Genomic DNA, 26,593 nt, shown 5'->3' with positions numbered 1-26,593 from the left:
CGCACAACCGGCACCAATGGACATGCCCACCTTTGAGTAGCTCGGAGGGACATGCCCCACGTGGTCATCCAGAACCGGAAATGGACATGCTCACCCCTTGCCGCAAGCAGTGGACATAATCCCAATATGTCCACTGCTCACACCCAGCAAGGGACATGTCCCACGCGGTGTGCGCGCGAAGAAGGGACATGTCCACTCCTTGCAGCGAAGAAGGCGCATGTCCGGTGGAGCGGAACCTCAGCCGAGGAAGCGGATCCGCTGGCCAGGGCGCGCCTGGCCCAGCAGGTCCAGATCCGCGCGGCGGACCACCGCGATGACCGGATAGCCACCTGTCACGGGATGATCAGCCAGGAATATCGTGGGGAGGCCCGACGGCGGCACTTGCAGCGCCCCGAGCACCATGCCTTCGCTGGGCAGTTCCTCGTTCCGGGTCTGGGTCAGCGGGCGGCCCACCAGCCGGGCGCCAATCCTGTTGGAATCAGGCGACAGGGTCCATTCCTGGCTCACAAGCCGGCGCCAGGAATCATCGTCGAACCAGTCTGATCGGGGGCCGCGGTCCACGCGGGCGGTGATGGCTCGCCCGGGATCAGGGGCGCGGCGGATAGCAGGCCCCGTGCCCGCGCCAGGCCGCGCGCCCCCATCAACGCCAGGCCCCGACACCAAACCGGTGCCCACGAAAACACGCCCAATCGCCAATTGCTCGCCCGATTTCAACGGAGCAGGGCCTTCACCGGAGAGCATGTCCGTACTGCTGGACCCGAGGAGCCGGGGCGCATCGATTCCGCCCTGCACGCCCAGGTAATACCTCAGTCCGAACAGCGGAACGCCGAAGTCCAGCACCGCACCAGGGGCCACCCGGACGGATTGGTTGAGCGGAATCCCGGCGCCGTTGAGTGTCACGATTCCCTCTGCGCCCGCCACCGCAATGGTCGACGCGGTGATGAACCTCAAGCGCAGGCCGCCTAACAGGATCTCAAGCCCAGCCGCCTCAGCGGGGTTCCCTACCAGCAAGTTGGCAAGACGCAGGGATTGTCGGTCCAGGGCACCGGAAGGGCTCAGCCCCAATGATGCCCAGCCCTGTCTGCCAAGGTCTTCCACCAAAGTGAGCGGCCCTGGGTTCAGCACCACAATCCCCATCAGAGCTCCACGAAGCGCACCAGGTCACCCGGCCTGATCAGCGCGGGCTCGGCTTTGGACGCGTCCCAAAGTGCCGCCGTCGTGGTTCCAATCAATTGCCAACCGCCCGGCGAGGATCGCGGGTAGACGCCGGTGAACTCGCCCGCGAGCCCAACAGAGCCAGCCGGCACCGCTGTCCGGGGAGTGTTGCGTCGCGGGACACGGAGCCGTTCGTGGCTGGTGACCAGGTATACGAATCCAGGCGCAAAACCGGAAAACGCGGCCGTCCATTCGGAGCTCGTGTGGAGCTTGACCACGTCCGCCTCGCTCATCCTGAGGAACTGCGCCGTTTCTGCAAGGTCGGGGCCGCCATAGGACACCTCGATGGTCACTTCGCGCCCGGAACTGACGACGTCGTGTGCCGGTTCGGCGGATTCCAGCCAGTCGCGGACTTCGGTGGGGCGGATCGTCCCCGGGTCAAAGGTGACCAGAACAGTCCGGGCAGCGGGCACGACGTCGATGATCCCCTGGGGTGCTGAAACGCCGCCCGACGCGCCGGCCCCGGTCAGCCCGCGGTAGTAAGCCACGACGGCAGTCAGCTCGGGCAGTTCCACCAAGAACGCGCTGTCCCCGCAGGGCAAAAGAATCCGGGCGCCGGAGTCACGCGAACCAACGTCAGGCGAAGGATGCAATCTCCACACCGGCTTCCTCAAGGCCGGCGCGCACCGCCGCGGCCAGATCGACGGCGCCCGGGGTATCGCCATGGATGCACAGCGAGTCGGGCTTGACCTGCACCACGGTGCCGTCCACGGCCAGCACCTCGCCCCGGACGGCAAAGCGCACGGCCCGCTCGACGACGGCCGCGGCGTCGTGCACTACGGCGCCTTCCTGCGAGCGCGGCACCAGCGTGCCGTCCGGCAAATAGCCGCGATCGACGAAAGCCTCCCGGAACACCGGGTGACCGGATTCTTCGGCAAGACGCAGCAACTCGGAACCAGGCAGCCCAAGGACGGGAAGCCCGGGATCGTAGGCGTGAATTGCCGCAACTACGGCTTCGGCCTGATCGACGTCGTGGACGATCCTGTTGTAGAGGGCACCGTGCGGCTTCACGTAGTCCACGGATGCGCCCACGGCATGAGCCACTCCGTCCAGTGCACCTAGCTGGTAGAGGACGTCGCCGAAGAGCTCATCGAAGGACATGTCCATCGATCGTCGCCCGAAGCCGTGCAGGTCCCGGTAACCCACGTGGGCGCCGACCCGGACGTCGAGCTCAAAGGCCGCGCGGCAACTGTCCAGCATGGTGACGGGGTCCCCGGCGTGAAAGCCGCACGCGACGTTGGCGCTGCTGACAATCCGGAACATCGCCGCGTCGTTCCCCATGGTCCAGGAGCCGAACGACTCCCCCGAATCAGCGTTGAGATCCACTATGTCCGCCTTCCAGCGCGTTCTGGCGGGCGGCTGGAAGCAGCTCGCCCGGAATGATGTCCGGCATAGGACCAAATGCCTCCCGCGCCGAGGCGGCCACTGCGCGCCCCATGACGCGATTCCCGACGCCACCCACCACAGCCCCCACGCCGAAAGGCAGGGCACGGCCAAGGAACGCAGCACCTTGGCGCCTGAGCAACTTCTTGAGGAAGGCGCGCTGGATCGCGTCGCGAACCACGCCGAATCCTCCGCCAGGCAGCTTCCTGACGAGGGTTCTGCCCCAGGCCTGCGTCACGCCGTTGCCCTTGCCGAGCGATTGTCCACTGAGCGCACCCAACAGGGTGGTGCCCTCCTCGCCGAGCATGATCGCCATGACCATAGTGCGTGCACGGTCCGGATCGGTCAGGCGGATGCCGTGGAGCTCGGCCAGGGAAGCGGCATAAAGCGCCGTTCCTTCCAGGAAGCCGATGGTCGCCACCGCGGACAGGCCCAGCGAGGCTGCGGTGCCGATGCCAGGCACGACGGCGGTTGCCCCGACGGCGGCCCCTCCACCAGTGACGGCGGCGAGGTAGTCGCGCTCCAGCTTGGCGGCCAGCTGTGCCGCCGTGGCCTGCGGGTGTTTGCGCTGCAGTCGACGCAGGTTCGCCAGGACAAGGGGACGCTGGACGTCGACGGCGCGAAGCAGCACGTGGTGGACACCGGGCTTGGCTTTGCCGTTGGCGTCGAACATGGCGTTGTGGGCGGTTTCCTGCGCAATCTTAACTGCCGGGTTGGGCCGTCTGGCCATTCTTCACCTCTGCATTCAGCCGTTGGATTCGTGCGATAGTTCCTTTGCCTAGCCTAGGCCACATGTCCCCTTCCCGGCGTAGACTTGAGTGCATTCACGGGAACAGTCCAACGAAGGACGGGGAGTATCCGGAATGAACAAAGCAGCAGAGCCCAACGACGTCCGGCACCACAGTGACGCGCCTGCCGAAGGGGAAACCGACGGCTGGGTCCTTCACGAGACCGGGCTACACAGCCAGGAACCCGCCGAGGGGCCGGACACCGACGACGCCCCCGCGTAGCAGCCCGCGCAGGCCTAGGCGTAAAAGTGACTTCGCATGGAGTGCTCGTCTCTCCGGGGGATACCCAACCGGGGGAATTGTTGGCGCGCGTCCTCGACGAATTGCGCGCTTTGGAGAAGCACGACGCCGCGAGCTTCCGTGCCGTCCGTCGCCGCGTCTCCGCGGAGATCGCCCCGATGGAGGCCGCCGTGGTCTTCAGGCTCGCCGACGGGCTGGCCGAAGCCGGGTTCAGGTGGGAGGGATGGGAGTTCATCAACGCCCACCGCGCGGCTTTTGCTGCCCTCACGCCGGCACGGCTGGAACATCTGGGGCGAGCGATCGCTTCTTGGAGTCATGCCGATGCCTTTGCCACCATCCTGCTGGGGCCAGCGTGGCGCGAAGGGCTCATCTCGGACGCTGACATCGACGCCTGGGCACGGAGTGCGGATCACTGGTGGCGGCGCATGGCACTTGTCTCCACTACCGTTCTCAACACGAGGTCCCGATGGGGAACGGGGGACACGCAACGGACGCTCGCCGTCGTCGGGATCCTGATCCACGATCGCGACGAGACTGTAGTCAAAGCGGTGAGCTGGGCGTTGCGGTCCTTGGTGCCGTGGGATCCGCGAGCCGTCCGGGAGTTCTTGGAAATGCATGAGACCGAGCTTGCCGCGCGAGTGAAACGCGAGGTACGGACCAAGCTGGAGACGGGACTGAAATCACGCAGGCGCAGCGTTCACGGCACTCACCTTTCCATATGAAGCGCCCGGCCATGCATATCGCTTTCGTCTGTTTACCTGCAGCTGGCCATGTGAACCCCACCTTGCCGGTTGTTGCGGAGTTGGTGCGCCGGGGCCACCGCGTTACTTATGCCACGTCGGCAAAGTATGCCAAGGCGGTTGAATCTGCTGGCGCCTCGTTCTTTCCCAGCGGGGAGGATCTGGCCAGCTTCCTGCCCCGGCGCGCCGCTTCCCCTGAGGGGGGTCCGGCGTCGTCCCCGATGGCGGGGATGTTTGCCGGAATGGGGGCCGGGATGATGCCGGGACTGCTGGAGCGGATTCTTGAGAGCGCCAGGGCCGAATTCCCGGCGCTGCTGGTCCGTCTGGAGCAGGACCCGCCGGACGGACTCTGCTACGACGCCATGACTTTATCCGGAAAGATGGCAGCTGCGAAGCTCGCGTTGCCCGATATTGCGTTGCTTCCGAGCTATGCCGCCAATGAACATTTCTCGATGCGCGATCTTATGCCGGGCCCGCCCCCGGCTGCCATGATTGAAGCCTGGAAACAGATCGGTCGGCTGATCAACGATTTCGCCGCCGAGCACGGTGTGGGCCATCTGCAATTCATGGGAGGGCCTCCCGCGTCGTTGAACATCTCCTTCATCCCGCGGGAGTTCCAGCCCGCGGGAGAGACGTTCGACGCCAGATTCCATTTCGTGGGACCGTGTCTCGGCGTGCGGGGAAACGAGGAGGGTTGGCAGCCCCCGGCGATGGACATGCCCCTTTTGTTCATCTCCTTGGGCACTACCCCGTTGAACGACCGACCGGATTTCTTCAGGATGTGCCTGGCAGGATTTGCGGACACCGGCTGGCAGCTTGCCATGGCAATCGGAGAGCGCGCGGAACCGTCCGAGCTCGGGAAGATCCCCGGAAACGTCGACGTACGCCCCTTCTTTCCGCAGCTGGAAGTCCTGCGGCACGCACGTGCCTTCCTCTCCCACACCGGGATGAATTCGACCATGGAAGCGCTGTATTTCGGGGTGCCGCTGGTGGCCTACCCGCTACAGCCCGAACAGCAGGCCAACGCACGCCGGGTCGAGGACCTGGGACTCGGCCGCCGCCTCCCCGTGGACGGGCTCTCTCCCGAGCTGATCCGGGAAACCGTCATTGAGGTCAGCGGCGACCCAGTGATCCGGGGCAACCTAGACGCCATGAAGGCGCGCGTCCGTGCTTCCGGCGGAGCCCCCGCCGCGGCCGACGCCATCGAGGACTTCCTGCTGGAGCAGGTTCCGCGGGACGAGGAGGCCCGTCCTCGCCCCGCGTAATGAGCCGTTGGGGATCAGATGCGCACGTTGCCGATGACTGGGAGTCCCGCCGTCGGGAAGAGGCTCGGGAAGACCGACGATTCGGGGACCGGCACCTCGTCGAGCTGCACGGTAAGCGTCTCGACGCCGACGAGGATCCGTTCCCCGCGCACGCTGAGCTCCAAAGGCGCCGTGCCCTCCAAAGGCTGCGCATCGGCGTCGGGCGCTGAATCCGCAACCAACGCAAGGCTGATGGACCCTGGCCGTAGTTCGACGGACAACAGCCGCCCGCGGATCGTGAGCCGGAAGGACAGGCTGTCCCACTCTGCCGGCAGCCGCGGGTCGAAGTGGAGGACCTGGCCTTGGTCCCGCATGCCCGCGAAACCGCACACCAGGGAACTCCAGATGCCGCCCGTGGACGCGATGTGCACACCGTCAACGGTGTTGTTGTGCGTGTTGTCCAGGTCGATGAACAGGGCTTCGGTGAAGTGCTTGAGCGCGACGTCGGAGTAGCCCACCTCGGCCGCCATGATGCCCTGCACGCATGCGGACAAGGTGGAGTCGCCGGTGGTGATGGGATCGTAGAAGTCGAAGGCGCGCTGCTTTTCCTCGGCCGTGAAGTCCTGCCACTGAAGGAACATCGCCAGCACCGTGTCCGCCTGCTTGAGGACTTGGTGCCGGTAGATCACCAGCGGGTGGAAATGAAGCAGGAGCGGGTACTTGGACCGCGGCGTGGACCAGTCCCACGGCTCCAAGGTCATGAAGTCGTTGTCCTGGCTGTAGATCTCCATGTCCGGATCGTAGGGAAGGGACATGCGCGCGGCGGCCTGTTGCCACACCATCCGCTCGGTTTCCGGGACGTCCGGATGTTCCAGGGCCGCGGCGGCGCGCAGATTAAAGCGCGCCATGACGTTGGTGTAGAGGTTGTCGTTGACCACGGCCGTGTATTCGTCCGGGCCGGTGACGCCGTGGATGTGGAACATCCCGTCTTTGCCGAAGAAGCCCAGCGAGGCCCACATGCGCGCCGTCTCAATCAGCAGGTCCGCGCCCACCTCGGAACGGAAGCTGCCATCGCCGCTGGCCCACTGGTAGCGGTTGGCGGCGAAGGAGATGGCGGCAGCTATGTGGAACTGCGCGGTGCCGGCGGCGTAGTACGCACTGGCCTCAAGCCCGTTGATGGTGCGCCACGGGAACAGCGCACCGTCCACGCTCAGCTCCTTGGCCCGGATCCGGGCATCGGGAAGCATGGCGTGGCGGGATTCCAGCACCTGGCGGGCGGCGGCCGGGTTGGTGTACGTCAGGTACGGCAGCAGGTACACCTCCTGGTCCCAGAAGTAGTGGCCCTCGTAGCCGGAGCCGCTGACCCCCTTGGCCGGGATGCCCGCGACGCCGGCACGCGAGGTGGCCTGGGCTAGCTGGAACAGGCTCCAACGCACGGCCTGTTGCTGTTCGGGCTGGCCGCCAATAGTGATATCCGCGGATGACCAGTAATCGCGGTAGTGGGCTGCGCCTTCGGCCAGGAGTGCGTCGAACGGCACGAGTCCAAGTTCAGCGTGTGATGCCAGAATTTCGCCGGGGTCCGTCGCGTTCACGTCGGCGCTGTTGACGACGTAGCTGACGTTCTTTTCCAGGCGGAACGTCTCGCCCTCATTGACCGCCATGACGTAGCGGACCGTGGACTCGTCCTCCCCCACTACGGTCTCGAAGGGTTGGCCTGCAGCGGAAATCCAGTGGTCCACGGCCATGCCGATGCGCTGCCGGGATTCCGCGGTTTCCCAGGCCATGCGCAGGGATCCGTCGGAACCCTGGAGGTGGAGCGGGAGCAGCACCCTGCCGGCGTGGCGGCCCGAACGGCGAGGATCGTGGGCCGAGTGGTCCTCCACAGGCTGGTCCTGCCTGTTGATCACCAGGGACGTGATGTCCACAGACACCAGCCGATCGGCTGTGAGGCTCAGTTCGATGCCAAGGGAACCCCTGGATTCGATCCCGACGGCGCGGCGCTCCACCGTCGTGACGGTGGCACCCGAGCGGCATTCCCAGGTGATCGCGCATTCGTACACGCCCGTGGCGAAGTCAATGCTGCGGCGATAGTTCTGCACCGCAGACTCGGCGAGGCTCAACGGCTCGCCGTCGATGACTACATTGAAGTTGTTGGCATCGGGGATGTAGACGATTCTCTGTCCGGTGCGTGCAAAGCCATAAGCGTTCTCGGCGTGCTTGATGTCCCACGTTTCGTGGAAACCGTTGATGAACGTACCGGGAAGTTCGGCGTCCGCCCCCGCCCAGTGGGCGCCGCGGATGCCCAAATGGCCGTTGCCAAGGCTGAAGAGGGTTTCGAGCGTACCGGCGTCACCGGGAACGTGGATGCTCTCCACGAGCTTCCACGGTTCACACGGGAAGCGCAGCCGGTCGGAGCTGATAAGTGCCATGGAATGTCGGGTTCCTTCTGTTTCTGGTGAAACGGCGTAGTTAGAGAAGATCGTCGAGGTCGTCGACCACGAAGGTTGCGCCCGCATCGAGCAGGGTCTGGTGGCCAGCCCCGCGGTCCACCCCGATGACCGCGCGGAAGTTCCCGGCACTGCCGGCCTGCACGCCGGACACTGCGTCCTCGACGACGACGCATCCCGCGGCGGGAACGTCGAGCAACTCGGCGGCATAGCGGAACGTGGCGGGATCCGGCTTACCGGGAAGCCCGACGGCGGCGGCCACCTGGCCATCCACTACTACCGGGAAGTAGCCATCCAGTCCGGCCGCTTTCAGGACTGCGGGTGCGTTGCGGGAAGAGGATACGACGGCGAGCTTCAGCCCCAGCTCCAAGGCAGCGTGGATGAAGCGGAGGGAACCGGCGTAGGGCTCGACGCCGCGCGAATCCACGATCTCGTTGAAGATCAGGTTCTTTCGGTTGCCCAGGCCCTGCACGCTCGCGTTGGCTGGATCGTCGTCGGTGGGTCCTTCCGGCAGCGTGATTCCACGGGAAGTGAGGAAATCCCGCACACCGTCGAAGCGCGGCTTGCCGTCGATATGGTCGAAGTAGTCGCTTTCCCGGTAGCCGTCCGGATGGCCGGATTCAGCCAGGTAGCCGTCGAACAGCTCCTGCCAGGCTTGTTCGTGCACGACGGCGGTGGGCGTCAGCACGCCGTCGAGGTCGAAAAGGAGCGCGGTAGCGCCCGTCCAGGCAGTTTTCTGGATTGTTCGGGTGTCAGTCATGGTGTGCAGCGGTCCGTTCAGCGCTGGCGGCGCGTCGTTTTGCGTTCAATGAGCTTGGTGTCGAGGAAGTGGTTGGAGGGTTCGTTGGGGGCATCAGCGTTCTGGAGCCGGTCAACCAGAAGGTTGGCGGCGAAGGCACCCTGGTCCGCCACTGGCTGTGCCACCGTGCTCAGGCCAAGGAACCAACTCATGGGGTGGTCATCGATTCCAATCACGGAGACATTTTTTGGGGCCGCCAAACCATGCTCGCGCATGGCCATCAAGGCTCCGAAGGCCGCCTCGTCACAGTCGGCGAAGACAGCTGTCGGGAGGCTCCTGTGGGCAATGAGTTCGTTCATGGCTTTACTGCCGCCGTCGATGGTGGAATCCGAGCTGATGACAAGGTCCGGATGCACGGTCAAGTGATGGTCTTTCAATGCCCGGCCGAATCCTTTGAGGCGGTCGCTGGAGGTCAGCACGGAATTCTCCTGGGTTTCGCGGCCGGAAAGCACGGCCAAATCCCAATGGCCCAGCCCCAAGAGGTGGGAGGTGGCCTGCCACGCCGCGAGTTCGTCGTCAATCCCTACGTTATCCCACGGTACGGAAGTCATCCCCACGCTCGCAACTGCAAGACCGGACGCAGCCAGAAGGGAGACCTCGGATTCGCTCAAATCGACGTTGAGAAGCAGTACGCCATCCACGCGTTGGGATAAGCCGAGGAGGTCGCCGAAGATCTTCCGTTTGACGCTCGCCTTGCCGCGCAGGCTGATCAAAACAGTGTCGAAACCGCTGTCTCCGAAGACCTCCTCGGCTGCTTCAACAGCCTGGGCAAAGAACCACGCCGTGGCGGTGGGGGCGATGATCGCGATGGAACCGGTACTTCCGCCGGCCAAGCGGGCTGCGGCTGACGATGCTTTGTAACCAAGCTTTGCGGCGGCGTCGGCCACTTTCACTTGCGCTTTCTCGGACACGTTCGGCAGGTTCCGCAGTGCGCGGGAAACTGTGCATATCGACAAGCCCGAGAGGACTGCAACGTCCTGGATTGTCGCGCGGTGAGCCTTAACCATTCAACACAGCCTCAACCCTTTCATCTTCTGGATTTGACGACACTTCCTTGCACCGCCGAAGAAGAGTGTAAGCGCTTACAATTTCGGCAATCAAGAGTTGTATTCCAGTACCGTCGAATGTGACATGCGCCGCACCCTAGCGGAGGACGTAAAACCGCAAAAAAGCGCTGACATCGGCCAGTTCCCGGGCCTCGATCCGGTGGCCCATGCCAGGATACGTTCGCGCAGTGAGGGCCGTATTCGCGTTGAGCCATTCGCCGGTGTGATCAATGGCATCCCTGAAGATCACGGGATCGGCTTTGTCCCTGCCCCAGAAGAACGGCGGTGGCGAATCGAAGGATTCGCTAAGCGTCAACAGCTCGTTTTCCAGGACGAACCCGGAAAGGCCCGCGGTCGCTTTGAAGGCTTCGGGTCGGAGCCGCAAGAGGGTGCTGGCCATGGCCATGCCCTGGGAGTAGCCCAGGAGGCTCACACTGCTGTGGTTGCGTTTGACCGAGTCAATCCAGGCAAAGACCTTGTTGGTGGCCGTGATGACGTCAGCAAAATCGTTAGCGAGGAAGTAGTCCAGCAGGAACCAACCGTAGTGGTCACCGATCGTCATCGGCCCCCGGAGGGCGGCACACGTGAATTCCTGTGGAAGCCGGGGAAAGAGATCCACCATTCGTTGCTCGTCCGTGCCATATCCGTGCATCATTACCAGGAGCGGTGTCCCGGCGCGCTCATTTTCCGGTTTGGACCAGACCACAGTTTCCATGGGAAGAGCCTATGCGCCGCATCCGAGGACACGCCTATGCTTATGAAATGCAAAGTGTTGGTGCGGACGAAGGGGCGGCCAAATCGGTGGACCACCGGGCCTTGGCAGTCTCGATGATCGACATTTCCTCCGACGTCCGCCGGAAATCCCACAACGAGACGGGCGTCAGGCCGCTCCCGAACGGCGTCCTGGAAATCCTGAGGATCATCGAAAGCCACCCGGGAATCACTGTCGCGGAAATCGCCTCGCGCCTCGGGCGGCAGTTCAGCAACGTCAGCGTCCAGCTCCGTGAGCTCGTGGCCGCGGGCCTCGTTACCCGGGCCCGTGACGCCGCAGACAAGCGCTACGTGGCCCTCCATCCCACAGCGGAATCCCAGCGGATCAAGGCACTTCTTGAGGGTTCCTGGGCGGAGGTCCTCGCCTCGGCAAGTTCCCGGCTACTGCCCGAGGAACGCAAGCAAATTGCCGCAAGCCTCCCAGCCCTGCAACGCCTCGCCTCCATCCTCGCGGAGCCCGAGTAAGCAATATCACGCCCAATGGCGCTCTTGAGCAACCAGATCATGCACTTATACTTTCGTAAGTATTATTACTTTGAGGAGCGGGTGCGGCCATGGCAACACAGTTGGCAATTGCAAGGACGGAACAAAGAAGAGGGCAGCACGGCTGGTGGGCGTTGGTGTTCTTGGCCCTCGCACAGTTCATGGTGGTTTTGGACGGCACAATCGTGAATCTGGCACTGCCGCGCCTCCAGATAGAGATGGGTATCAGCGACGCGACACGTTCCTGGGTGATCACGGCTTACGCGCTGGCCTTCGGCGCCTTCCTGCTGCTCGGTGGTCGCATCGCCGATTTCTGGGGCCGCAAGCGGACATTCAGCCTGGCCGCAGTGGGCTTTTCCCTCGCATCCCTACTCGGCGGCATCGCTCAGCAACCGTGGGAGCTGATCGGCGCCCGAGCCCTACAGGGCCTGTTCGCGGCGCTCCTGGCTCCGGCAGCACTGGCCTTACTGACGGTGGCCTTTCCTAGCGGAAAAGACCGCGGCACCGCGTTCGCGATCTTCGGCTCCATCACCGGCGTCGGGGCCGCTGTCGGCGTTCTTCTGGGTGGTTTCCTGACGGAACACGTGACCTGGCGCTGGTGCTTCTTTGTCAACGTGCCCATCGCGATTATCGCCCTCATTGGCGTGTGGTCCCTCGTGCGGGAGAGCAAAGCCCACGGCTCCACCAAATATGACTGGCCCGGCGTCGTTCTCGCTGCCCTTGGACTTGGTTCCCTTGTCTATGGATTCACCAACGCAGAGGACGGCTGGGGAGCCCCCGAGGCCTGGGGCTTCATCGCAGCGGGCGTCGCGCTGATGGTGCTCTTCGTCGTCGTCGAGCGGAAGGTCAAGCACCCTCTGCTGCCGTTGCGCGTCGCCACCGAACAGAACCGCGGAGCCGCCTTCCTGGCCTCCTTCCTGTCCGGCGCGGTGCTCATAGGCGGCATCCTCTTCATCAACTTCTACATCCAGATTGTCCTTGGCTTCGCACCCTTCCTCGCCGGCCTTGCTTCCCTGCCCATGACGGTGGTCTTGATCATCACCGCAGGTCTCGTCGCGAAGAACCTGCCGAAACTCGGCGCGAAAATCCCGACGGCGGCGGGGCCGGTCTTCATTGCGGCTGCAATGCTGTGGCTCACGCAGGTCAGCGCCGCCGGCAGCTACCTCGTCAACGTACTGCCTGCCCTGCTTCTCCTGGGTGCCGGGCTGGGCATGGTCTTCGTGCCGATGCAAAACCTTGCCCTGTTCGGTGTGAACAAGGACGATTCCGGCGTCGCGAGCGCCCTGGTCAATGCCTCGCAGCAAATCGGCGGTTCCCTAGGAATCGCCTTATTCAGCACCATCGCCGTCGCCACGGGCGGCGGAGGCTCGCTGGCCGCCCTCTCCACAGGCTACGCGGCCGTCTTCCTCTGGGCCGCGGGCATCGCGATCCTGATCACCCCGATCGCCCTTCTTCTCATCACCATCGACCGCAAGAAATTCACGGGGTCCGACGGCGACACGCCCATCGTTCACCTGGGATGAAGCCGCCTCAGCGCTCCTGAACCCTCGCGCCAGCCCGCGCCCTCACCCCAGGCGTAGACTCTGTTGCCGGTTCAGGGCGCAGGGCAGCAGACAAAGGGGAAGAGCATGGCAGGCAAGCGCCGATCGGGTGTGGTCAGTACTCACCGATCCCCAGGCCATCAAGAGTTCATGTTCGGAACCGAGGTTGTCACCGACTGGACGGTTGGCGGGTCCATCGCTTGGCGCGGTACCTGGCAACGCCAGCTCCGAAGAGGCGGCACACTCGAAAGGCATGTGGGACGGCTTGGTGGAAAGCGTCAAAAGAATCGCGGAGCGCAGCTAGCGCAGCTAGCGCAGTCGCTTAAGCCTGGAAGTGCGAGACCGGCTCCTCGTTGGTCAAGGATCGGAGCAGGGATTCCGCGACATCCCGGAGCTTCTGGTTCCTGCCGTTGGAGGCCTTGGTCAGAATCCTGATTGCTTCCTCCTGGCTGCACCTGTTCTGCCCCATGATGACGCCGGTCGCCAGATCAATGGCAGTCCGGGAACGCATAGCCTGCTCGAGGTCTTCTGCGCGTTGTCGCGTGGTACCGATCCGCACCGCCAGCCTCAAGGCTTTTTCCGCTTGACTCGCGAATTGCTCGCAGCTACGGATGGAGGCCTCATCGAAAGCATCCCGCTGCGGGGCAAACAGGTTGATCGCCCCCGTCGCACCCTCCTCCAGGCTCAGGGGCACGCAGAGCACGGCCAGGTGCCCGCGTTCGGCGATAGTGGAGCAGTATTCAAGCCACCGCGAGTCCGCCGACGTGTCAGAAACCAGGACCGGCTTCCCGCTCCTCATGGCCTCCAAGCACGGTCCGTCTCCGTACGCTTGCTGCACCTCGTCGATGAGGCGGGCTTCGTGGCTGCTTCCGGCAACCGTCATTGATCTGCGACGCCTGCTCAACGTGACCCCGCACAGGACGTCCTGCCCGCGCGAAGCTGACAGCGACGACGCCGTGAACACCGCAAGGTCTTCGAGGAAGCCGCTTACGTCCTCGCTGTCGATAACCAAATCTTGGAGTTGCTCCACTACCGAGGCGTTTTGGCTCATTTCGTCCATGGCTCAGTCTACGAGCACCGGGGCCGTAATGGAGGAAAAGGCTTCCCAATACCGCGTCCGCCACGTGGACACACCCTCGTCGCGGGGTTGCGCACGGGGAAGGTGCGGTGGACAATTCTTCTACGGTCCGCGCAGGCCGGACCACGGCCGGATCTTCGGCCTTTTCGCTCAAGCAGCCGGGCGCCATCACTCAAGGTGAAGGTGCTGCCCCGTGAGCAATTGCCCGATAGCAGTTCGGATCTAGTCGATGTCGGCCGTCTCCGAATCGCATGAACCCCGTGCCATTCCTCTGTGGTGTAGCAGTTGCGGCACAGATGAGCATCTGGTCATCGAATCCATCCAGGCCACGGCTCCGCGTCCTTCGCAGCAACTCGCCGTGTTCTACACATGTACCTCCTGCGGGCGTTCCTACAGCCACCCAGCTACCGTCCAGCAGGCGGGGGCCATCCTGAATCGTCGGGGGATTCAGGATGGCCTCTGGGAATTCGGAACCCACTATTTCCACTGCAGCGAACCCCTCAGGGAGGTGGAAACCGCACTGCGAAGCGTCGAAATACCGCAGTCCGGCCGGCCGCGATCGCGCAACTCTCCCCAGGAAGCCTTCCTACACACCAGGACCTTGAGATGCAGTTGTGGGTTCGAGTTGGAATTACCTGCCTAGCCACGCCTTGCAGGACTACCCAAAGGAAGCAACATGAAGCTCGAAAGTGCACACAAACACCACCCCGAAGAAGGCCGTCGGCACGAGCCCGATGAGCTAAGCGAACGCAACAACATGCATCGGAAGGAAGCGGATTCGACGCGGCCGTCCCGATTGCCCGATCCTCCCGACCCGGACAACCTCCCCATCGAGTACCCTCCTCCGCGGGAAATCGAATGGCCGTAGGGCACCTTCCGGTCCGGCGAAGGACATCCAGCCCCTTCTTCGACTACCCCCATCGGGGCTAACCCGCCCTCCGTCGGACCGGTCCATCATCGCCGGCGCAACGTCGCGCTGGTCATACACGATAGATTCTGCTGGATCATTCCGCCCCCCAGGCCCGTCTGCCCAGTCATTCCGGGGCCGGCGCAAAGCCACTGTCGAATGATCCAGCAGAATCCGCCTAACCTCGACCCCGCCCCGCCGCAAACGCAGGCTCCAAACACCCCTCAAACCCATCACACCCAAATCTTTGTTTATGTTGTTTTCTGTTGACAGACCAACATGAACAAAGATAGAGTCAAGCAATTCCACATCATGTGACCACAGTCACTGATGCACCTATAGCTTGTACGCAATGGAGGGTATGTGTTTGCTGAGGAGCGCCAACAACTGATCTCCGAGCTCGTCGCCGAGCTCGGAAGGGTCAATGTCACAGACCTCGCGGACCGGTTCAGCATCACCACGGAGACTGTCCGCCGTGACCTCGCTGCCCTCGAATCCGCCGGCAGCCTACGCCGCGTGCACGGCGGGGCCGTCCCCTCCGACCGCCTCAGCACCCGCGAGGAAAGCGTGGTCGAACGTGCTATCCAGCGCCAACCGGAAAAGCTCCGCATCGCCGAGGCAGCCCTTGCCCTCATCCCCGCGAACGCAGCCGGCAGCATCCTAATCGACGCCGGCTCCACCACCGAGGCACTCGCCCGCCTACTGGACCAGCGCACGGCCCAAAACGCGGCGTCCTCCAACGGGAATGGCCCGCGTGAAGAACTAGTGGTCATTACCCACGCCATACCCATCGCCGGGCGGCTCTCCGGCAACCCGAACATCGCCCTCCAGATCCTGGGCGGACGCGTCCGCGGGCTAACCCAAGCCGCCGTCGGGCAATCCACGGTCGACGCCGCGTCCCGGCTCCGCCCGGACGTTGCCTTCGTCGGCGCCAACGGTATCCACGCCACGTTCGGGCTCAGCACTCCTGACCCCGAAGAAGCCGCCGTCAAGGCCGCCTTCGTCACGTCCGCACGGCGCGTCGTCGTCCTCGTGGACTCTTCCAAACTGGACGCGGAAACCCTCGTCCAGTTCGCTGCCCTGAAAGATGTGGACACCGTGATTACTGACCACGAACCCTCTGAGGAGCTCTCCGCCGCTTTGGCCGAGGCCGGCGTGGATGTGGTGGTCGCATGATCGTCACCCTGACCGCCAACCCGAGCCTGGACCGCACCGTGGAACTCCCGGCCCCCTTGGCCCGCGGCGAGGTGCAACGCGCCGTCGCTGTCCACCAACACTCCGGCGGCAAGGGCGTCAATGTCTCCCGGGCACTGGTCGCCTCGGGCTTGGACACCGTCGCCGTCCTGCCGGGCGGGGATTCCGATCCCGTCCTCTCAGGACTGCTCGACGACGGCGTCCCCTACGCAGCGCTTCCCATCAGTGAGCCGTTGCGCAGCAATGTGACGCTCACCGAACCTGATGGCGTCACCACCAAGATCAACGAACCCGGTCCGGAGTTGAGCCTGGACGAGCAGGAAGCCCTGATCGGGCTGTTGCTGGACCGCTCCCGTGGCGCGAGCTGGGTGGTTCTTGCCGGTTCTCTCCCACCCGGAGTCCCGGCAGATTTCTACGCCACGATCGCCCGCCGGCTCCGTTCCAAGAACAACAATCCAGCAAACGGCAGACCGCCACTTATCGCGATCGACTCCTCCGGCGCCCCACTGGCTGCCGCCATCCGTGGCGATTCCAACGGCATCAGCGGCAAGCCCGATCTCCTGAAGCCGAACGCGGAAGAACTGGCCGAACTGGCCGCCGCAGCCGGCTTCACAGACGTCCACACGGCTGACGAACTGGAAGCGGACCCGGTCCTTGCCGCCCAGGCAGCCGCCGCCGTCGTCGGCAGCGGTGTGGGTGCAGTACTTGCAACACTCGGTTCCAAAGGCGCCGTCCTGGTAACCGCCGACGGCGCGTGGTTCGCCACGCATCCGCCGATCCAAGCCGTCAGCACCGTTGGTGCCGGCGATTCGTCCCTTGCTGGCTATCTGCTGGCCGCCACCAACGGCGGATCCGCGCAGGACTGCCTTCGTCAGGCTGTGGCACATGGTGCCGCCGCTGCTTCGCTGCCGGGCTCCACTGTCCCGGCGGTATCCCAAACAACTCCCGACGCCGTGACCATCACGGCCCTTCAGAAGGACTAACAGTGACCCAGCTCATCACCCCCCAACTGGTCACCCTTGACCAGAACCTCGGCGATTCTCCCGCCGATGTCATCCGCTTCCTGGCAGGCAAAGTTGCCGCAGCCGGTCGCGCCTCCGAGGTTGAAGGGCTCTTCGCGGACGCCTTCGCCCGCGAGCAGAAGACTGCCACCGGCGTGCCCGGCGGGATTGCCATCCCGCACTGCCGCTCCGCTGCCGTGATCGAGCCGACCCTGGCAATGGCCCGGCTTTCGCACAAAGTGGACTTCGGCGCCAAGGACGGGCCCGCAGACATCATCTTCTTCATTGCAGCCCCGGAAGGAGCGGACCAGGAGCACCTGAAACTGCTCTCCAAGCTGGCCCGTTCCCTCATCAAGAAGGACTTCACTGCAGGGCTGCGCGCTGCCGCTACCGAGCAGGACATCGTCGACTTGGTCGACGGCGCACTGGCCGACAAGCCGGCTGCGCACGCCTCGGCAGCAGCGCCCGCCGCCGAGGCCGCGCCGGTTTCGGTGGCGGGCGCTGCTGCCACGCCGAAGCGTATTGTCGCCGTCACGGCCTGCCCCACCGGCATTGCCCACACGTACATGGCGGCCGATTCACTCGTGGCTGCGGGCAAGGAAGCCGGGGTCGACCTGCAGGTGGAAACCCAGGGCTCGGGAGGCTTCACCGCACTGGACCCTGCAGTCATCGCGGCTGCTGATGCCGTGATCTTCGCGGTAGACGTCGACGTCCGTGGCAAGGAGCGCTTCGCCGGCAAGCCCGTCATCAACGCACCCGTGAAGCGCGGCATCGACGAGCCGGCCAAGATGGTCCAGGAAGCGATCGCTGCCGCCTCCGACCCGCACGCCCACCGGGTTCCGCACTTCGGCGCCGAAGAGAGCGCCGAACAGGCGTCAGAGGCTGCCAGCGAGCACCTTGGCACGAAGGTCAAGAAGGTCCTCCTGACCGGCGTCAGCTACATGATCCCGTTCGTCGCCGGCGGGGGCCTCCTCATCGCCTTGGGCTTCCTGCTGGCCGGTTATGACATTGCTCTAGGGACAAAGGCCAATGACATCTTGGCCCACAACACGCTACTCAACCTTCCCGACGGCAACCTCGCCCTGTACTTGGGTACCGTTGCCTTCAAGATCGGCGGCCTCTCGCTTGGCTTCCTGGTCCCTGCCCTGGCCGGTTACATTGCCTTCGGCATCGCGGACCGGCCCGGCATTGCCCCCGGCTTCGTGGCCGGTGCTGTTGCCGGATTCATGGGCGCAGGCTTCCTGGGCGGCCTGGTGGGCGGCCTGCTGGCCGGTCTCACGGCACACTGGATCGGTACGTTCAGCGTTCCGCGCTGGTTGCGTGGACTCATGCCGGTGGTAATCATCCCGCTTTTGGCTTCGATCGTTGCTTCGGGCCTCATGTTCATGGTTCTCGGCGGCCCCATCGCATGGGTGACCACCCAGCTCAACACTTGGCTCACCGGCATGACGGGCGCGTCCGCCGTCGTTCTCGGCATCATCCTGGGGCTCATGATGTGCTTCGACCTGGGCGGCCCGGTCAACAAAGTTGCGTACTCCTTCGCCGTTGCCGGCCTGGGCGCCGGCAGCTTGGCCAACCCGGCACCGCTTCAGATCATGGCTGCCGTCATGGCAGCAGGCATGGTCCCGCCGCTGGCAATGGCTCTCGCCACTACCCTGAACAAGAAGGTCTTCAGCTTGGCTGAGCGCGAAAACGGCAAGGCTGCATGGTTGCTGGGCGCCTCATTCATCTCCGAAGGTGCCATTCCGTTCGCGGCCGCCGACCCGTTCCGGGTCATCCCCGCGAGCATGGTCGGTGGTGCCGTGACCGGCGCACTGTGCATGGCTGCAGGCGTGACCTCTCAGGCCCCGCACGGCGGCATCTTCGTCTTCTTCGCCATCGGAAACCTGGCGATGTTCATCATCTCGATCGCGGTCGGCGCCGTGATTACCGCACTGGTCCTGCTCGCCCTCAAGCGCTGGGCAGTCCGGAAGCCCGTCGAGGCAGAACGCGTTCCGGCCGTCGTCGCGGCCTGACGCCACCGCCAACGGGACGGCGCGCCTCTAGACTTTTCCCAAGCCCACAATCGAAGGAGCAAAAATGTCCGAACGTACCGCCACCATCGCCAGCCGCGTCGGCCTGCACGCCCGCCCTGCAGCCATCTTCGCCGAGGCCGCCGGCGAGCTTGACCTTGAGGTCACCATCGCCCGCGAAGGCGAGCCCATCGACGACGCCATGGACGCCGCCAGCATTCTCTCCCTCATGAGCCTGGGAGCTTCATTCGGCGACGTCGTTGTGCTCCGTGCCGAGGGCGCCGGCGCCGACGAAGCACTGGACCGTCTCGTGAAGATCCTCGAGACAGACCACGACGCCGAATAACCCACCGAGCATGCCCCCTCCTGGCTGCGAGGGATGGACATATTCCTACTATGTCCATCCCTCGCAGCCTACGGGGAGCATGCTCCTTGCTTTTCAGGGCAAAGACGCCCAGTAGGCCGCGATATCCCGCTCCGTCGACCTGAGCTGAGCGAGATCGCCGGCCAGGAACCCGTCGACGAGGCGCGGATCAATATAGGCGGCCCTCGCCACCGTTGGGGTGTTGCCAAGCAGTTCGGCAGTTTGCTTGATGGCTTCAAGGATTCGACGGCGGGCAGGCACTTCGGATTCGCCTGCCAACGCCATGCCGGCAGCCACTGTGCCTTTCCACGTCCGGAAGTCCTTGGCCGTGTAGTTGCCGCCCGTGATGTGACGAAGATATTCGTTGACCATCGTGGCGTTCAAGGAGACCCGGTTGCCACGTTCATGAAAGACCAGCAGCGGCTCCTTTGCAGCCCTGCTGGCCACGGGTTCGAGGAATCGGGCCAGCGCAGCGTCCTCGATGCTTGATTCCCATGTTTGGCCGCTCTTTCCCGGGAAATCCAAGGACACCACGTCTCCGCTGACCTGCACGTGCTTACACCTCAACGTGGTGAGGCCGTACGAGCCGTTGCGGCGCGTGTAGCCATCTGATCCAACGCGCAACGCCCCGAGATCCATGAGCCGCACTGCCGCGGCCAGGGCCCTGGTCTTTTCCGAGGGTGACTCTCTCAAGTGTCGTGATGCCAAGCGGCGCGCCTTGGGCAGGACAGTGCCGAGCCGCGCAGCCCGGGCGAACTTTTCAGTGTCCTGACGGGCCCGCCACTCCGGGTGGTAGATATATTGGCTCCGGCCAGCGTCGTCCACTCCCATTGCCTGGATATGCCCGTTCGCGAACGGACATATCCAGACATCCGTCCACGCCGGAGGGATCGCTAACGCGTCAAGGCGCTTGCGCTCCGCACCGGTGATAAGGTATCCGTCCGGGCGGTGGTAGGTGAATCCGCGGCCCGACCTTGTCCGGGAAATGCCGGGCATCCCGGGTTTGCTGCGGCGGAGCCGTGGCATGCCCTGACACTTTGTCTAGATAGCGGGCCGCTGGGTTTCCAGGCCCTTAGGCTTCCTGTGGATCGGCCACGGGTTCGCTGGAGGGCATGATCTCGGCACTGATCATCCAGGCGAGTTGTTCCAAACGGGTGATGAACGCATGCAGCAGATCCGCCGTCGTGGGATCTTCCTCATCCACCTCATCGTGGACATCGCGCATAGTCTTGACCGTCCTCTCCAGTCGGTCAGTGATCAGCTTCACGGCGTCCTTGGTCTTGGTTAGTCCCGCCGGGAACTGTTCCAGCCTGGTGGAGCCAGCGATCGTGCTGCTCCGGCCGTCGGGCAGGGCATGAAGCGCCCGCATCCTTTCGGCTGTTTCGTCGGCGAACTCCCGAGCTGCTGCCACGAGTTCGTCGAGCTGGAGGTGCAGGTCCCGGAAATTGGCGCCCACGATGTTCCAATGGGCCTGTTTTCCCTGGAGCTGGAGTTCTATGAGATCCGTCAGGACAAGCTGAAGATTATCTGCAAGAGTTTGCGATGCTTTCACGGTTTCCCCTCCAAGACGACTGCTGACAATAGGGTCTGATGCATTTCAGGAACGAGCGCGAGACCTTCCATCTACCCTACGACGATACCTAAAAAATTTGCTAAGTGTGCTTAGCACTTGATTTGATAAGTGACCTTAGTAGTACGATGGAGGAAGCCGGGGCAGCCCGTACCGGATGAAAATTCCGGAAGACGAGGCGGCATCCGCTACAGCAGGACCTCGTATGCGGTCCGGGGGCCTGGTGAGGAACAACGGTTCGCAAGCGAACTGACAACCGAATACATCGCATGGGATCCGGGCGCTTGCCAGCGGTCCCACTGAAGTAAGGAATGTGTGACTGTGAACACTCTTCTGATCATTGCAGGCGTTGTGGCAATCGTCCTTCTGCTCGTTGGCGGCTTCTCGCAGGCCGTCAGCTGGCTCCTCTGGGTCGGCTTGGTCCTCCTGATCGTCGCGGCCATCGGCTGGCTTCTCAGCTTTATGTCCGGCCGGCGGACACACGGCGTCTAAGCAACGGCACGTAGTCGACGAGGACGGCTGGCCGCACATCGGCCAAGCCCCACGCCGCTTGGCGTAATGAAGTAATCCATTACCAGCAAAAGGAGTACGTCCATGGGTGCAGATGACAAGATCCAGAACGCCGGAGAAAAGCTTGCGGGCAAATCCAAGGAAACGGCTGGAAAGCTGACGGATGACCGGAAGCTGGAAGCCGAAGGCAAGATGGATCAGACCAAGGCCGACCTGAAAGCGGCCGGGGAAAAGGTAAAGGACGCTTTCAAGAAGGACTAAATCCGCTCGAAGTGCGGCTCCCGCCCTGCGCGGGGGCCGCACTTCTCGGTTCAAGGAGTAATGTCAATGCCGACTATCTCTGACCCGATTGTTCCCAGCGGCGCACCGCGCCCAGGAGCGGAACGAATCTGGTGCGGCAAATGCGGTACCAACGAGCACGTGATTCTAGATTCAATTGAGCCCCTGGAACCGCCGTCCGCAGAGCTCGTGGATATCGCCTACACGTGCGTTGAATGCGATACGTTTTATGCCCATGCCGCGACTTTCAAGGACGTGGCGGAGATCCTGAACCAACGCGGCACGGTGTCAGGGGTGCTTCAATTCGGGGGTGAATACATCCATTGCGGGGAACCCATGAAGATCACAGGAACCGGATTCCACAGCGTCTATGCACCAATGTCCACGGAAGACCCCGCAGTGGATCTCCTCGACGTGTACCTGGCGACGAAGGTGCTGCGGTGCCGCTGCGGGTTCCGGATGGAACTTCCGTCATAGCCGGGACTGGACCGCAGGAGGAAGTCATGCCAAACAAGAAGAACCCCAGCCTAAAAGATCCGGAACTTTACGAAAGCCTCCGGGAGGACGGCGCCTCGAAGGAAAAGGCCGCCCGGATCTCCAATGCCGCTGCCAAGGAGGGCCGCAGGGAAATCGGCCGCCGCGGGGGCACCTCGGGAGACTACGAGCACTGGACCGTGGCCCAACTGAAGTCCCGCGCCAAGGAGCTAGGCCTCACAGGATACTCAAGCAAGAAGAAGGCCGAGCTGATCTCGGCGTTGCGGAACCACTGAACCACCACTGGACATGCCCTCCGCTCAAACCAAGGAACGGACATATTCCCTTCATGTCCACTCCTGCCTCCGCACGCTGGGCATGTCCAGTGGTGTCGCGCTGGGGAGACCGGGGGACATGTCCAGTGGTGTCGCGCTGGGGAGACCGGGGGACATGTCCAGTGGTGTCGCGCTGGGGAGACCGGGGGACATGTTCAGTGTTCGTGCCAAGGAACGGACATATTCCCTTCATGTCCACTCCTGCCTCCGCACGCTGGGCATGTCCGGTCTTCGCGGGGCGGACGACGGCGGCGCGTCAGGCTTTCTTGACCCTCGCCCTGGGCTTGCTGGCCGCCTTGGCGGTAGCGGCGTCGTCGGACTCCTCAGTGAGCGACTCGATAGACGCCTTGCCGCGCTTCTTGTCGAGGCTGCGTTTGAGCGCTTCCATGAGGTCGATGACTTCTCCACCTCCGCCTTCGCTCGCAGAAACGCCGAACGTCTCCTCAGTGTCCAGGGAATCGCCCTTTTCGAGTTTGGCCGCGATGAGTTGGCGCAACTGCACCTGGTAGTTATCGGTGTATTGCTCGGGCTCGAAGTCGCGCGCCATGGAGTCCACGAGGGCCGAGGACATCTCCAGCTCCTTGTCCGAGATTTTGACGTCGGTGTCCAGCGAGGGGAAGTTGGCCTCGCGGACCTCGTCGTCCCAGAGCAGGGATTGCAGCATCAGCACGTCACCACGCACCCGCAGCGCGCCCAATCTGGTCTTCTGCCGGAGGGCGTACTGCACAATGGCGACGCGCTCGGTGTCCTGCAGGGTGCGCAGAAGCAGCATGTAGGCCTTGGGAGACTTGGAGTCCGGTTCCAGGTAGTAGGGACGCTCGTACATGATGGGGTCCAACTGCTCGGCGGGGACGAACTCCACCACTTCGATTTCGCGGCTGTTCTCCGCGGGCAGCGACTTCAAGTCCGCCGCGGACAGCACCACGGTGCGGCCTTCCTCTTCGTAGGCCTTGTCGATATCCTCATAATCCACAACAGAGGCACAGATTTCGCACTTCCGTTGGTAGCGGATGCGGCCTCCGTCCTTGTTGTGGACTTGGTGGAGACTGACGTCGTGGTCCTCGGTGGCACTGTAGAGCTTGACGGGTACGTTGACCAGCCCAAACGCGATAGAACCCTTCCATATGGCCCTCATGCACTAAGTGAACATCACAAGAAGGCGGAGGTGAAGAGGTGGCAACCAGTCAAAAGGAACGCGTCAATGTTGAAGGTCATGAACTGACGCTCACCAATCTAGGCAAAATCATGTACCCGGAGACTGGCACCACCAAGGCAGAAGTGCTCGAATACTATGCCGCAGTGGCCCCGTCCCTCATCCCCGCCGCAGCCAACCGACCGGCCACCCGCAAACGCTGGGTGCACGGGGTGGGGACCACGGAGAACCCCGGGAAGATGTTCTTCCAAAAGAACCTGGACGACTCCACACCGTCGTGGGTTCCCCGGGTGACCATTCAGCACAGGGACCACAGCAACGTTTACCCCCTGGTCAACGACTTGGCCACCCTGACGTGGCTAGCCCAGATCGCCGCCTTGGAAATTCACGTGCCGCAATGGCAAGTGGACGCCGACGGAACCATGCTGCCACCGGACCGCCTCGTCCTGGACCTTGATCCGGGTCCGGGAACGGGCCTTCCTGAGTGCGTGGAGGTCGCCAAGCTGGCGCGCAGCATCTTGCAGGACATTGGGCTGGATCCCGTTCCCGTGACGAGCGGCAGCAAGGGGATCCACCTTTACGCCGGGCTCGACGGTACCCGGAAATGGGAACAGGTTTCCGCGTTCGCCCATGAACTGGCGCGCTCGCTCGAGGCTGACCACCCGGACCTTGTGGTCAGCGACATGAAGAAGACCCTGCGCAACGGCAAGGTCTTGGTGGACTGGAGCCAGAACAGCGGGAACAAGACCACCATCGTCCCCTATTCCCTTCGAGGACGCGCCCACCCGATGGTCGCCGCACCGAGAACCTGGCGGGAACTCGCTTCCCCCAAGCTTGAGCATCTGGACTTCACTGCCGTCATGAAGCGCGTCAAAGAGGGGAAAGACCCCTTCGCCGTGGTGGCTGCCGCGCGGTCGGGGCATGCGCCCGCGGGCAACGGTTCCAGGCGCTCTGCCGGGTCCGGAAACAAGAACGACGACGGCGGCTCACCCGGCGCGGCCCGCGCCAGCACCGCCGTCGTGGCCACCGCCGTCGGGGCCACCGCCGTCGTGAACCCGCGGCTGGCCAGCTATGTGGACAAGCGGGACCCCCGGAGGACGCCCGAGCCGTTTCCCGCCGTCGAACACCGTAAATCGCGTCCGCTCCAGGCTGACGCAGAGCCCCACCCTCCGGGCGGGATCTTCGTGATCCAGGAGCATCACGCCCGCCGTTTCCACCTGGATTTCCGCTTGGAGCACAATGGCGTCCTGGCGTCCTGGGCCTTGCCGCGGGGCGTTCCGGACACTCCGGCCAAAAACCACCTGGCCGTACGGACCGAAGACCACCCGATGGAGTATGCGCAGTTCGCGGGCATCATTCCCAAGGGCGAATACGGCGCCGGAACGGTCAGCATTTGGGACAGCGGCGAGTTCGAGTGCGAAAAATGGCGCGACGGCAAGGAAGTCATCGCGACCCTCACCGGCAAGCCCGGCGGCGGTTTGCGCGGCACCCGTCGCTTCGCACTCATCCACACGGGAGAGTCGCCATCGCAGTGGCTGATCCACCTGATGAAGGACAATCCGGGCCATCGAACAGTCCTGTTGCCTGAGAGCGCGCCACAGTCGAACGGGACCCCCAGCTACGCGCCGATGCTCGCGACGTCCGGGACCGCAGCCGACGTGTCCGAAGGCGATTGGCTGTTTGAGCTCAAGTGGGATGGATTCCGGACCATCGTTTCAGGTTCGGGCGGCAAAATCAGGCTAACGAGCCGCTCCGGAATCGACATGACACCCACGTATCCCGAACTGTCGGATGCGCGTTTCTGGCCGGACCACGACTTCGTGGCAGACGGTGAAATCGTGGCCCTCGGCAAGAACGGCCGGCCCAGCTTCGGGTTGCTCCAGAAGCGGATGAACCTCTTCAAGCCTGGCGACGTTGAGCGCGCCCGGGCTGGCGTTCCCGTGCAGTTGATGCTTTTCGATCTCCTGTACGACGCCGGATCTCGCGGCAGTGCCGCAAAAGGGGACAGTGCCGACCTCACCTCCCTGCCGCTCGGCGAGCGCCGTGACAGGCTGGCGGCGTTCCAAGCCAGGCTGCCTGCTGAGGGTTCCCCCATCCATATATCCGAGGTCCTGGAGCATGACCTCGACGACATCCTGGCCAGCGCCGCCGAGCTTGGCTTGGAGGGCGTCATGGCAAAGCGTGCGGATAGCCGGTACCAGCCGGGGCGGCGCAGCAGGTCCTGGATCAAGCTAAAGCTGGAGCGCATGCAGGAAGTGGTGGTGGGTGGCTGGCGCCCGGGCGCCGGGGCAAGGCTCGGTACCATCGGGGCGCTGCTTGTGGGGATTCCCGACGGCAACAAGTTGCGCTATGCGGGGCGGGTAGGCACCGGGTTCAAGGACTGGCAGTTGCGCGAGATCCTGGAGCGCCTGCAGGGGCTCGATCGCCCGGACTCCCCCTTCCACGACATCCCGGCAGAGGACGCGGCCACCGCACATTGGGTTTCCCCCGAGCTCGTGGGAGAAGTGACCTTCGGCGACTGGACAGGCAGCGCCAGAATGCGGCATCCGGTCTGGCGCGGGTGGCGTCCGGACAAGTCCCCCAACGACGTTCAGCGCGGCTAGCCCGAACGGTTGAGCGACACGGAAAATGCCCTGCGACACCGGAATTCGGTGTCGCAGGGCATTTTCCGTGTCGAGGGCGAATATTCCTAAGAAGAGTGCGGCAGCTGAGGACGGCTTGTGCGGTGGACCGCGATGACCGCCGCCTGCTGGCCCATGCGGCCGTGGTTGGCGCCGCGATCCCGGGGGTGCTTGGCCTTGGCGCTAGCGTCTGGCCAGACCGGTCCCTGGGTCGAGCCCAGGGACATGGACACTGTAGCCGGAGCCGGCGAGGGCGCCGTCTCCATGGATTCGACCAGATGGCTGGCAACCTCGGAGTTGATTTGTTGCCCAACATGCTTCGCAGTCATTGTTCTTCCTTTCTGCAGTGAAACGAAGGGATTTTCATACTAGGTGGGAGCGATCCGCTTGGCTCCAGG

28 protein-coding genes are annotated in these 26,593 nt (G+C 63.8%); 15 read left to right on the top strand and 13 right to left on the bottom strand.

Features of this window, described 5'->3' with window-relative positions:
- Positions 1 to 237 precede the first annotated feature (237 nt).
- The 4 genes from A3M3_RS0106165 to A3M3_RS0106150 all read right to left on the bottom strand — a co-directional run bounded on the left by A3M3_RS0106165 (position 238) and on the right by A3M3_RS0106150 (position 3,328).
- Entirely contained in the window at positions 238 to 1,137 is a 900-nt protein-coding gene (locus A3M3_RS0106165) for a biotin-dependent carboxyltransferase family protein (RefSeq protein ID WP_035741413.1), read from the bottom strand.
- Positions 1,137 to 1,730 carry a 5-oxoprolinase subunit PxpB gene (pxpB, locus tag A3M3_RS0106160; protein WP_231497193.1) on the bottom strand — a complete coding sequence of 198 codons (594 nt, stop codon included), beginning with the start codon at positions 1,728 to 1,730 and terminating at the stop codon, positions 1,137 to 1,139. Before pxpB ends, A3M3_RS0106165 begins: the two co-directional genes overlap by 1 nt.
- Positions 1,731 to 1,791: 61 nt before the next feature.
- A complete protein-coding gene (locus A3M3_RS0106155; RefSeq protein ID WP_028265611.1) occupies positions 1,792 to 2,541 on the bottom strand; it encodes a LamB/YcsF family protein in 750 nt (249 codons plus the stop codon).
- Entirely contained in the window at positions 2,525 to 3,328 is an 804-nt protein-coding gene (locus tag A3M3_RS0106150) for a hypothetical protein (RefSeq protein ID WP_028265610.1), read from the bottom strand. Before A3M3_RS0106150 ends, A3M3_RS0106155 begins: the two co-directional genes overlap by 17 nt.
- Before the next feature lie 133 nt (positions 3,329 to 3,461).
- Here A3M3_RS0106150 and A3M3_RS28435 point away from each other — a divergent pair, with 133 nt between their 5' ends.
- The 3 genes from A3M3_RS28435 to A3M3_RS23955 are packed head-to-tail and all read left to right on the top strand — an operon-like array spanning position 3,462 to position 5,631.
- Entirely contained in the window at positions 3,462 to 3,608 is a 147-nt protein-coding gene (locus A3M3_RS28435; protein ID WP_197023137.1) for a hypothetical protein, read from the top strand.
- 26 nt (positions 3,609 to 3,634) lie between these two features.
- On the top strand, positions 3,635 to 4,348 hold the full coding sequence (locus tag A3M3_RS0106140; protein ID WP_028265609.1) for a DNA alkylation repair protein: 714 nt from the start codon (positions 3,635 to 3,637) through the stop codon (positions 4,346 to 4,348).
- Positions 4,345 to 5,631, top strand: coding sequence for a macrolide family glycosyltransferase (locus A3M3_RS23955; protein ID WP_081736707.1), 1,287 nt, complete (start codon positions 4,345 to 4,347; stop codon positions 5,629 to 5,631). Before A3M3_RS0106140 ends, A3M3_RS23955 begins: the two co-directional genes overlap by 4 nt.
- Before the next feature lie 14 nt (positions 5,632 to 5,645).
- Here the strand turns inward: A3M3_RS23955 and A3M3_RS0106130 are convergent, their stop codons facing one another.
- The 4 genes from A3M3_RS0106130 to A3M3_RS0106115 form a co-directional block, all read right to left on the bottom strand.
- The gene (locus tag A3M3_RS0106130; protein ID WP_028265608.1) at positions 5,646 to 8,039 is read right to left on the bottom strand and encodes a glycoside hydrolase family 65 protein; all 2,394 of its coding nucleotides are present in this window, start codon (positions 8,037 to 8,039) and stop codon (positions 5,646 to 5,648) included.
- 40 nt (positions 8,040 to 8,079) lie between these two features.
- On the bottom strand, positions 8,080 to 8,817 hold the full coding sequence (locus A3M3_RS0106125; protein ID WP_028265607.1) for an HAD family hydrolase: 738 nt from the start codon (positions 8,815 to 8,817) through the stop codon (positions 8,080 to 8,082).
- A 17-nt stretch (positions 8,818 to 8,834) separates the two neighbouring features.
- Entirely contained in the window at positions 8,835 to 9,863 is a 1,029-nt protein-coding gene (locus A3M3_RS0106120) for a LacI family DNA-binding transcriptional regulator (RefSeq protein WP_028265606.1), read from the bottom strand.
- A 136-nt stretch (positions 9,864 to 9,999) separates the two neighbouring features.
- A complete protein-coding gene (locus A3M3_RS0106115) occupies positions 10,000 to 10,617 on the bottom strand; it encodes an alpha/beta hydrolase (RefSeq protein ID WP_028265605.1) in 618 nt (205 codons plus the stop codon).
- A 47-nt stretch (positions 10,618 to 10,664) separates the two neighbouring features.
- Here A3M3_RS0106115 and A3M3_RS0106110 point away from each other — a divergent pair, with 47 nt between their 5' ends.
- Both A3M3_RS0106110 and A3M3_RS0106105 read left to right on the top strand, forming a co-directional pair.
- Positions 10,665 to 11,138, top strand: a complete 474-nt coding sequence (locus A3M3_RS0106110; protein ID WP_028265604.1) for a MarR family winged helix-turn-helix transcriptional regulator — start codon at positions 10,665 to 10,667, stop codon at positions 11,136 to 11,138.
- An 89-nt stretch (positions 11,139 to 11,227) separates the two neighbouring features.
- On the top strand, positions 11,228 to 12,679 hold the full coding sequence (locus A3M3_RS0106105; protein WP_028265603.1) for an MFS transporter: 1,452 nt from the start codon (positions 11,228 to 11,230) through the stop codon (positions 12,677 to 12,679).
- A gap of 340 nt (positions 12,680 to 13,019) precedes the next feature.
- On the opposite strand, the gene A3M3_RS23950 is transcribed toward A3M3_RS0106105, so the two are convergent.
- Positions 13,020 to 13,757 (bottom strand): GAF and ANTAR domain-containing protein, encoded by a 738-nt coding sequence (locus tag A3M3_RS23950; RefSeq protein ID WP_035741408.1) that lies wholly within the window; start codon positions 13,755 to 13,757, stop codon positions 13,020 to 13,022.
- A gap of 694 nt (positions 13,758 to 14,451) precedes the next feature.
- Here A3M3_RS23950 and A3M3_RS0106095 point away from each other — a divergent pair.
- The 5 genes from A3M3_RS0106095 to A3M3_RS0106075 all read left to right on the top strand — a co-directional run bounded on the left by A3M3_RS0106095 (position 14,452) and on the right by A3M3_RS0106075 (position 19,235).
- Positions 14,452 to 14,643, top strand: a complete 192-nt coding sequence (locus A3M3_RS0106095) for a hypothetical protein (protein ID WP_028265602.1) — start codon at positions 14,452 to 14,454, stop codon at positions 14,641 to 14,643.
- Positions 14,644 to 15,045: 402 nt separating this feature from the next.
- Complete coding sequence (locus tag A3M3_RS0106090; protein ID WP_028265601.1) at positions 15,046 to 15,858, top strand: DeoR/GlpR family DNA-binding transcription regulator; 813 nt, start codon at positions 15,046 to 15,048, stop codon at positions 15,856 to 15,858.
- Positions 15,855 to 16,859 (top strand): 1-phosphofructokinase family hexose kinase, encoded by a 1,005-nt coding sequence (locus A3M3_RS0106085; protein ID WP_028265600.1) that lies wholly within the window; start codon positions 15,855 to 15,857, stop codon positions 16,857 to 16,859. Before A3M3_RS0106090 ends, A3M3_RS0106085 begins: the two co-directional genes overlap by 4 nt.
- Before the next feature lie 2 nt (positions 16,860 to 16,861).
- Positions 16,862 to 18,892 carry a PTS fructose transporter subunit IIABC gene (locus tag A3M3_RS0106080; protein ID WP_028265599.1) on the top strand — a complete coding sequence of 677 codons (2,031 nt, stop codon included), beginning with the start codon at positions 16,862 to 16,864 and terminating at the stop codon, positions 18,890 to 18,892.
- Positions 18,893 to 18,956: 64 nt separating this feature from the next.
- Positions 18,957 to 19,235 carry an HPr family phosphocarrier protein gene (locus tag A3M3_RS0106075; protein WP_028265598.1) on the top strand — a complete coding sequence of 93 codons (279 nt, stop codon included), beginning with the start codon at positions 18,957 to 18,959 and terminating at the stop codon, positions 19,233 to 19,235.
- Between the two features lie 93 nt (positions 19,236 to 19,328).
- Here the strand turns inward: A3M3_RS0106075 and A3M3_RS0106070 are convergent, their stop codons facing one another.
- Both A3M3_RS0106070 and A3M3_RS0106065 read right to left on the bottom strand, forming a co-directional pair.
- Complete coding sequence (locus tag A3M3_RS0106070; RefSeq protein ID WP_028265597.1) at positions 19,329 to 20,279, bottom strand: DNA topoisomerase IB; 951 nt, start codon at positions 20,277 to 20,279, stop codon at positions 19,329 to 19,331.
- 46 nt (positions 20,280 to 20,325) lie between these two features.
- Positions 20,326 to 20,805 carry a Dps family protein gene (locus A3M3_RS0106065; protein WP_028265596.1) on the bottom strand — a complete coding sequence of 160 codons (480 nt, stop codon included), beginning with the start codon at positions 20,803 to 20,805 and terminating at the stop codon, positions 20,326 to 20,328.
- A 339-nt stretch (positions 20,806 to 21,144) separates the two neighbouring features.
- Between A3M3_RS0106065 and A3M3_RS28430 the strand changes: the two genes are divergently transcribed.
- From A3M3_RS28430 to A3M3_RS0106045, 4 genes are all read left to right on the top strand, one after another.
- A complete protein-coding gene (locus A3M3_RS28430; RefSeq protein ID WP_197023135.1) occupies positions 21,145 to 21,315 on the top strand; it encodes a hypothetical protein in 171 nt (56 codons plus the stop codon).
- A gap of 102 nt (positions 21,316 to 21,417) precedes the next feature.
- The gene (locus A3M3_RS23945; protein ID WP_035741405.1) at positions 21,418 to 21,594 is read left to right on the top strand and encodes a CsbD family protein; all 177 of its coding nucleotides are present in this window, start codon (positions 21,418 to 21,420) and stop codon (positions 21,592 to 21,594) included.
- Positions 21,595 to 21,660: 66 nt separating this feature from the next.
- Complete coding sequence (locus A3M3_RS0106050; RefSeq protein ID WP_028265595.1) at positions 21,661 to 22,089, top strand: hypothetical protein; 429 nt, start codon at positions 21,661 to 21,663, stop codon at positions 22,087 to 22,089.
- 26 nt (positions 22,090 to 22,115) lie between these two features.
- The gene (locus A3M3_RS0106045) at positions 22,116 to 22,382 is read left to right on the top strand and encodes a DUF7218 family protein (protein WP_028265594.1); all 267 of its coding nucleotides are present in this window, start codon (positions 22,116 to 22,118) and stop codon (positions 22,380 to 22,382) included.
- A 295-nt stretch (positions 22,383 to 22,677) separates the two neighbouring features.
- On the opposite strand, the gene ku is transcribed toward A3M3_RS0106045, so the two are convergent.
- Positions 22,678 to 23,556 carry a non-homologous end joining protein Ku gene (gene ku / locus A3M3_RS0106040; protein ID WP_028265593.1) on the bottom strand — a complete coding sequence of 293 codons (879 nt, stop codon included), beginning with the start codon at positions 23,554 to 23,556 and terminating at the stop codon, positions 22,678 to 22,680.
- A gap of 38 nt (positions 23,557 to 23,594) precedes the next feature.
- Here ku and A3M3_RS0106035 point away from each other — a divergent pair, with 38 nt between their 5' ends.
- Entirely contained in the window at positions 23,595 to 26,177 is a 2,583-nt protein-coding gene (locus tag A3M3_RS0106035; RefSeq protein WP_028265592.1) for an ATP-dependent DNA ligase, read from the top strand.
- 86 nt (positions 26,178 to 26,263) lie between these two features.
- Here the strand turns inward: A3M3_RS0106035 and A3M3_RS0106030 are convergent, their stop codons facing one another.
- Positions 26,264 to 26,524 (bottom strand): hypothetical protein, encoded by a 261-nt coding sequence (locus A3M3_RS0106030; protein ID WP_028265591.1) that lies wholly within the window; start codon positions 26,522 to 26,524, stop codon positions 26,264 to 26,266.
- Positions 26,525 to 26,593 lie beyond the last annotated feature (69 nt).

Origin of the sequence: Arthrobacter sp. MA-N2, assembly GCF_000517125.1 — a bacterium.
In the GTDB taxonomy this organism is placed as follows: Bacteria; Actinomycetota; Actinomycetes; order Actinomycetales; family Micrococcaceae; genus Arthrobacter; species Arthrobacter methylotrophus.
The sequence above is the reverse complement of the archived record's forward strand: the minus strand, read 5'-3'. Positions and strand labels throughout refer to the sequence as shown.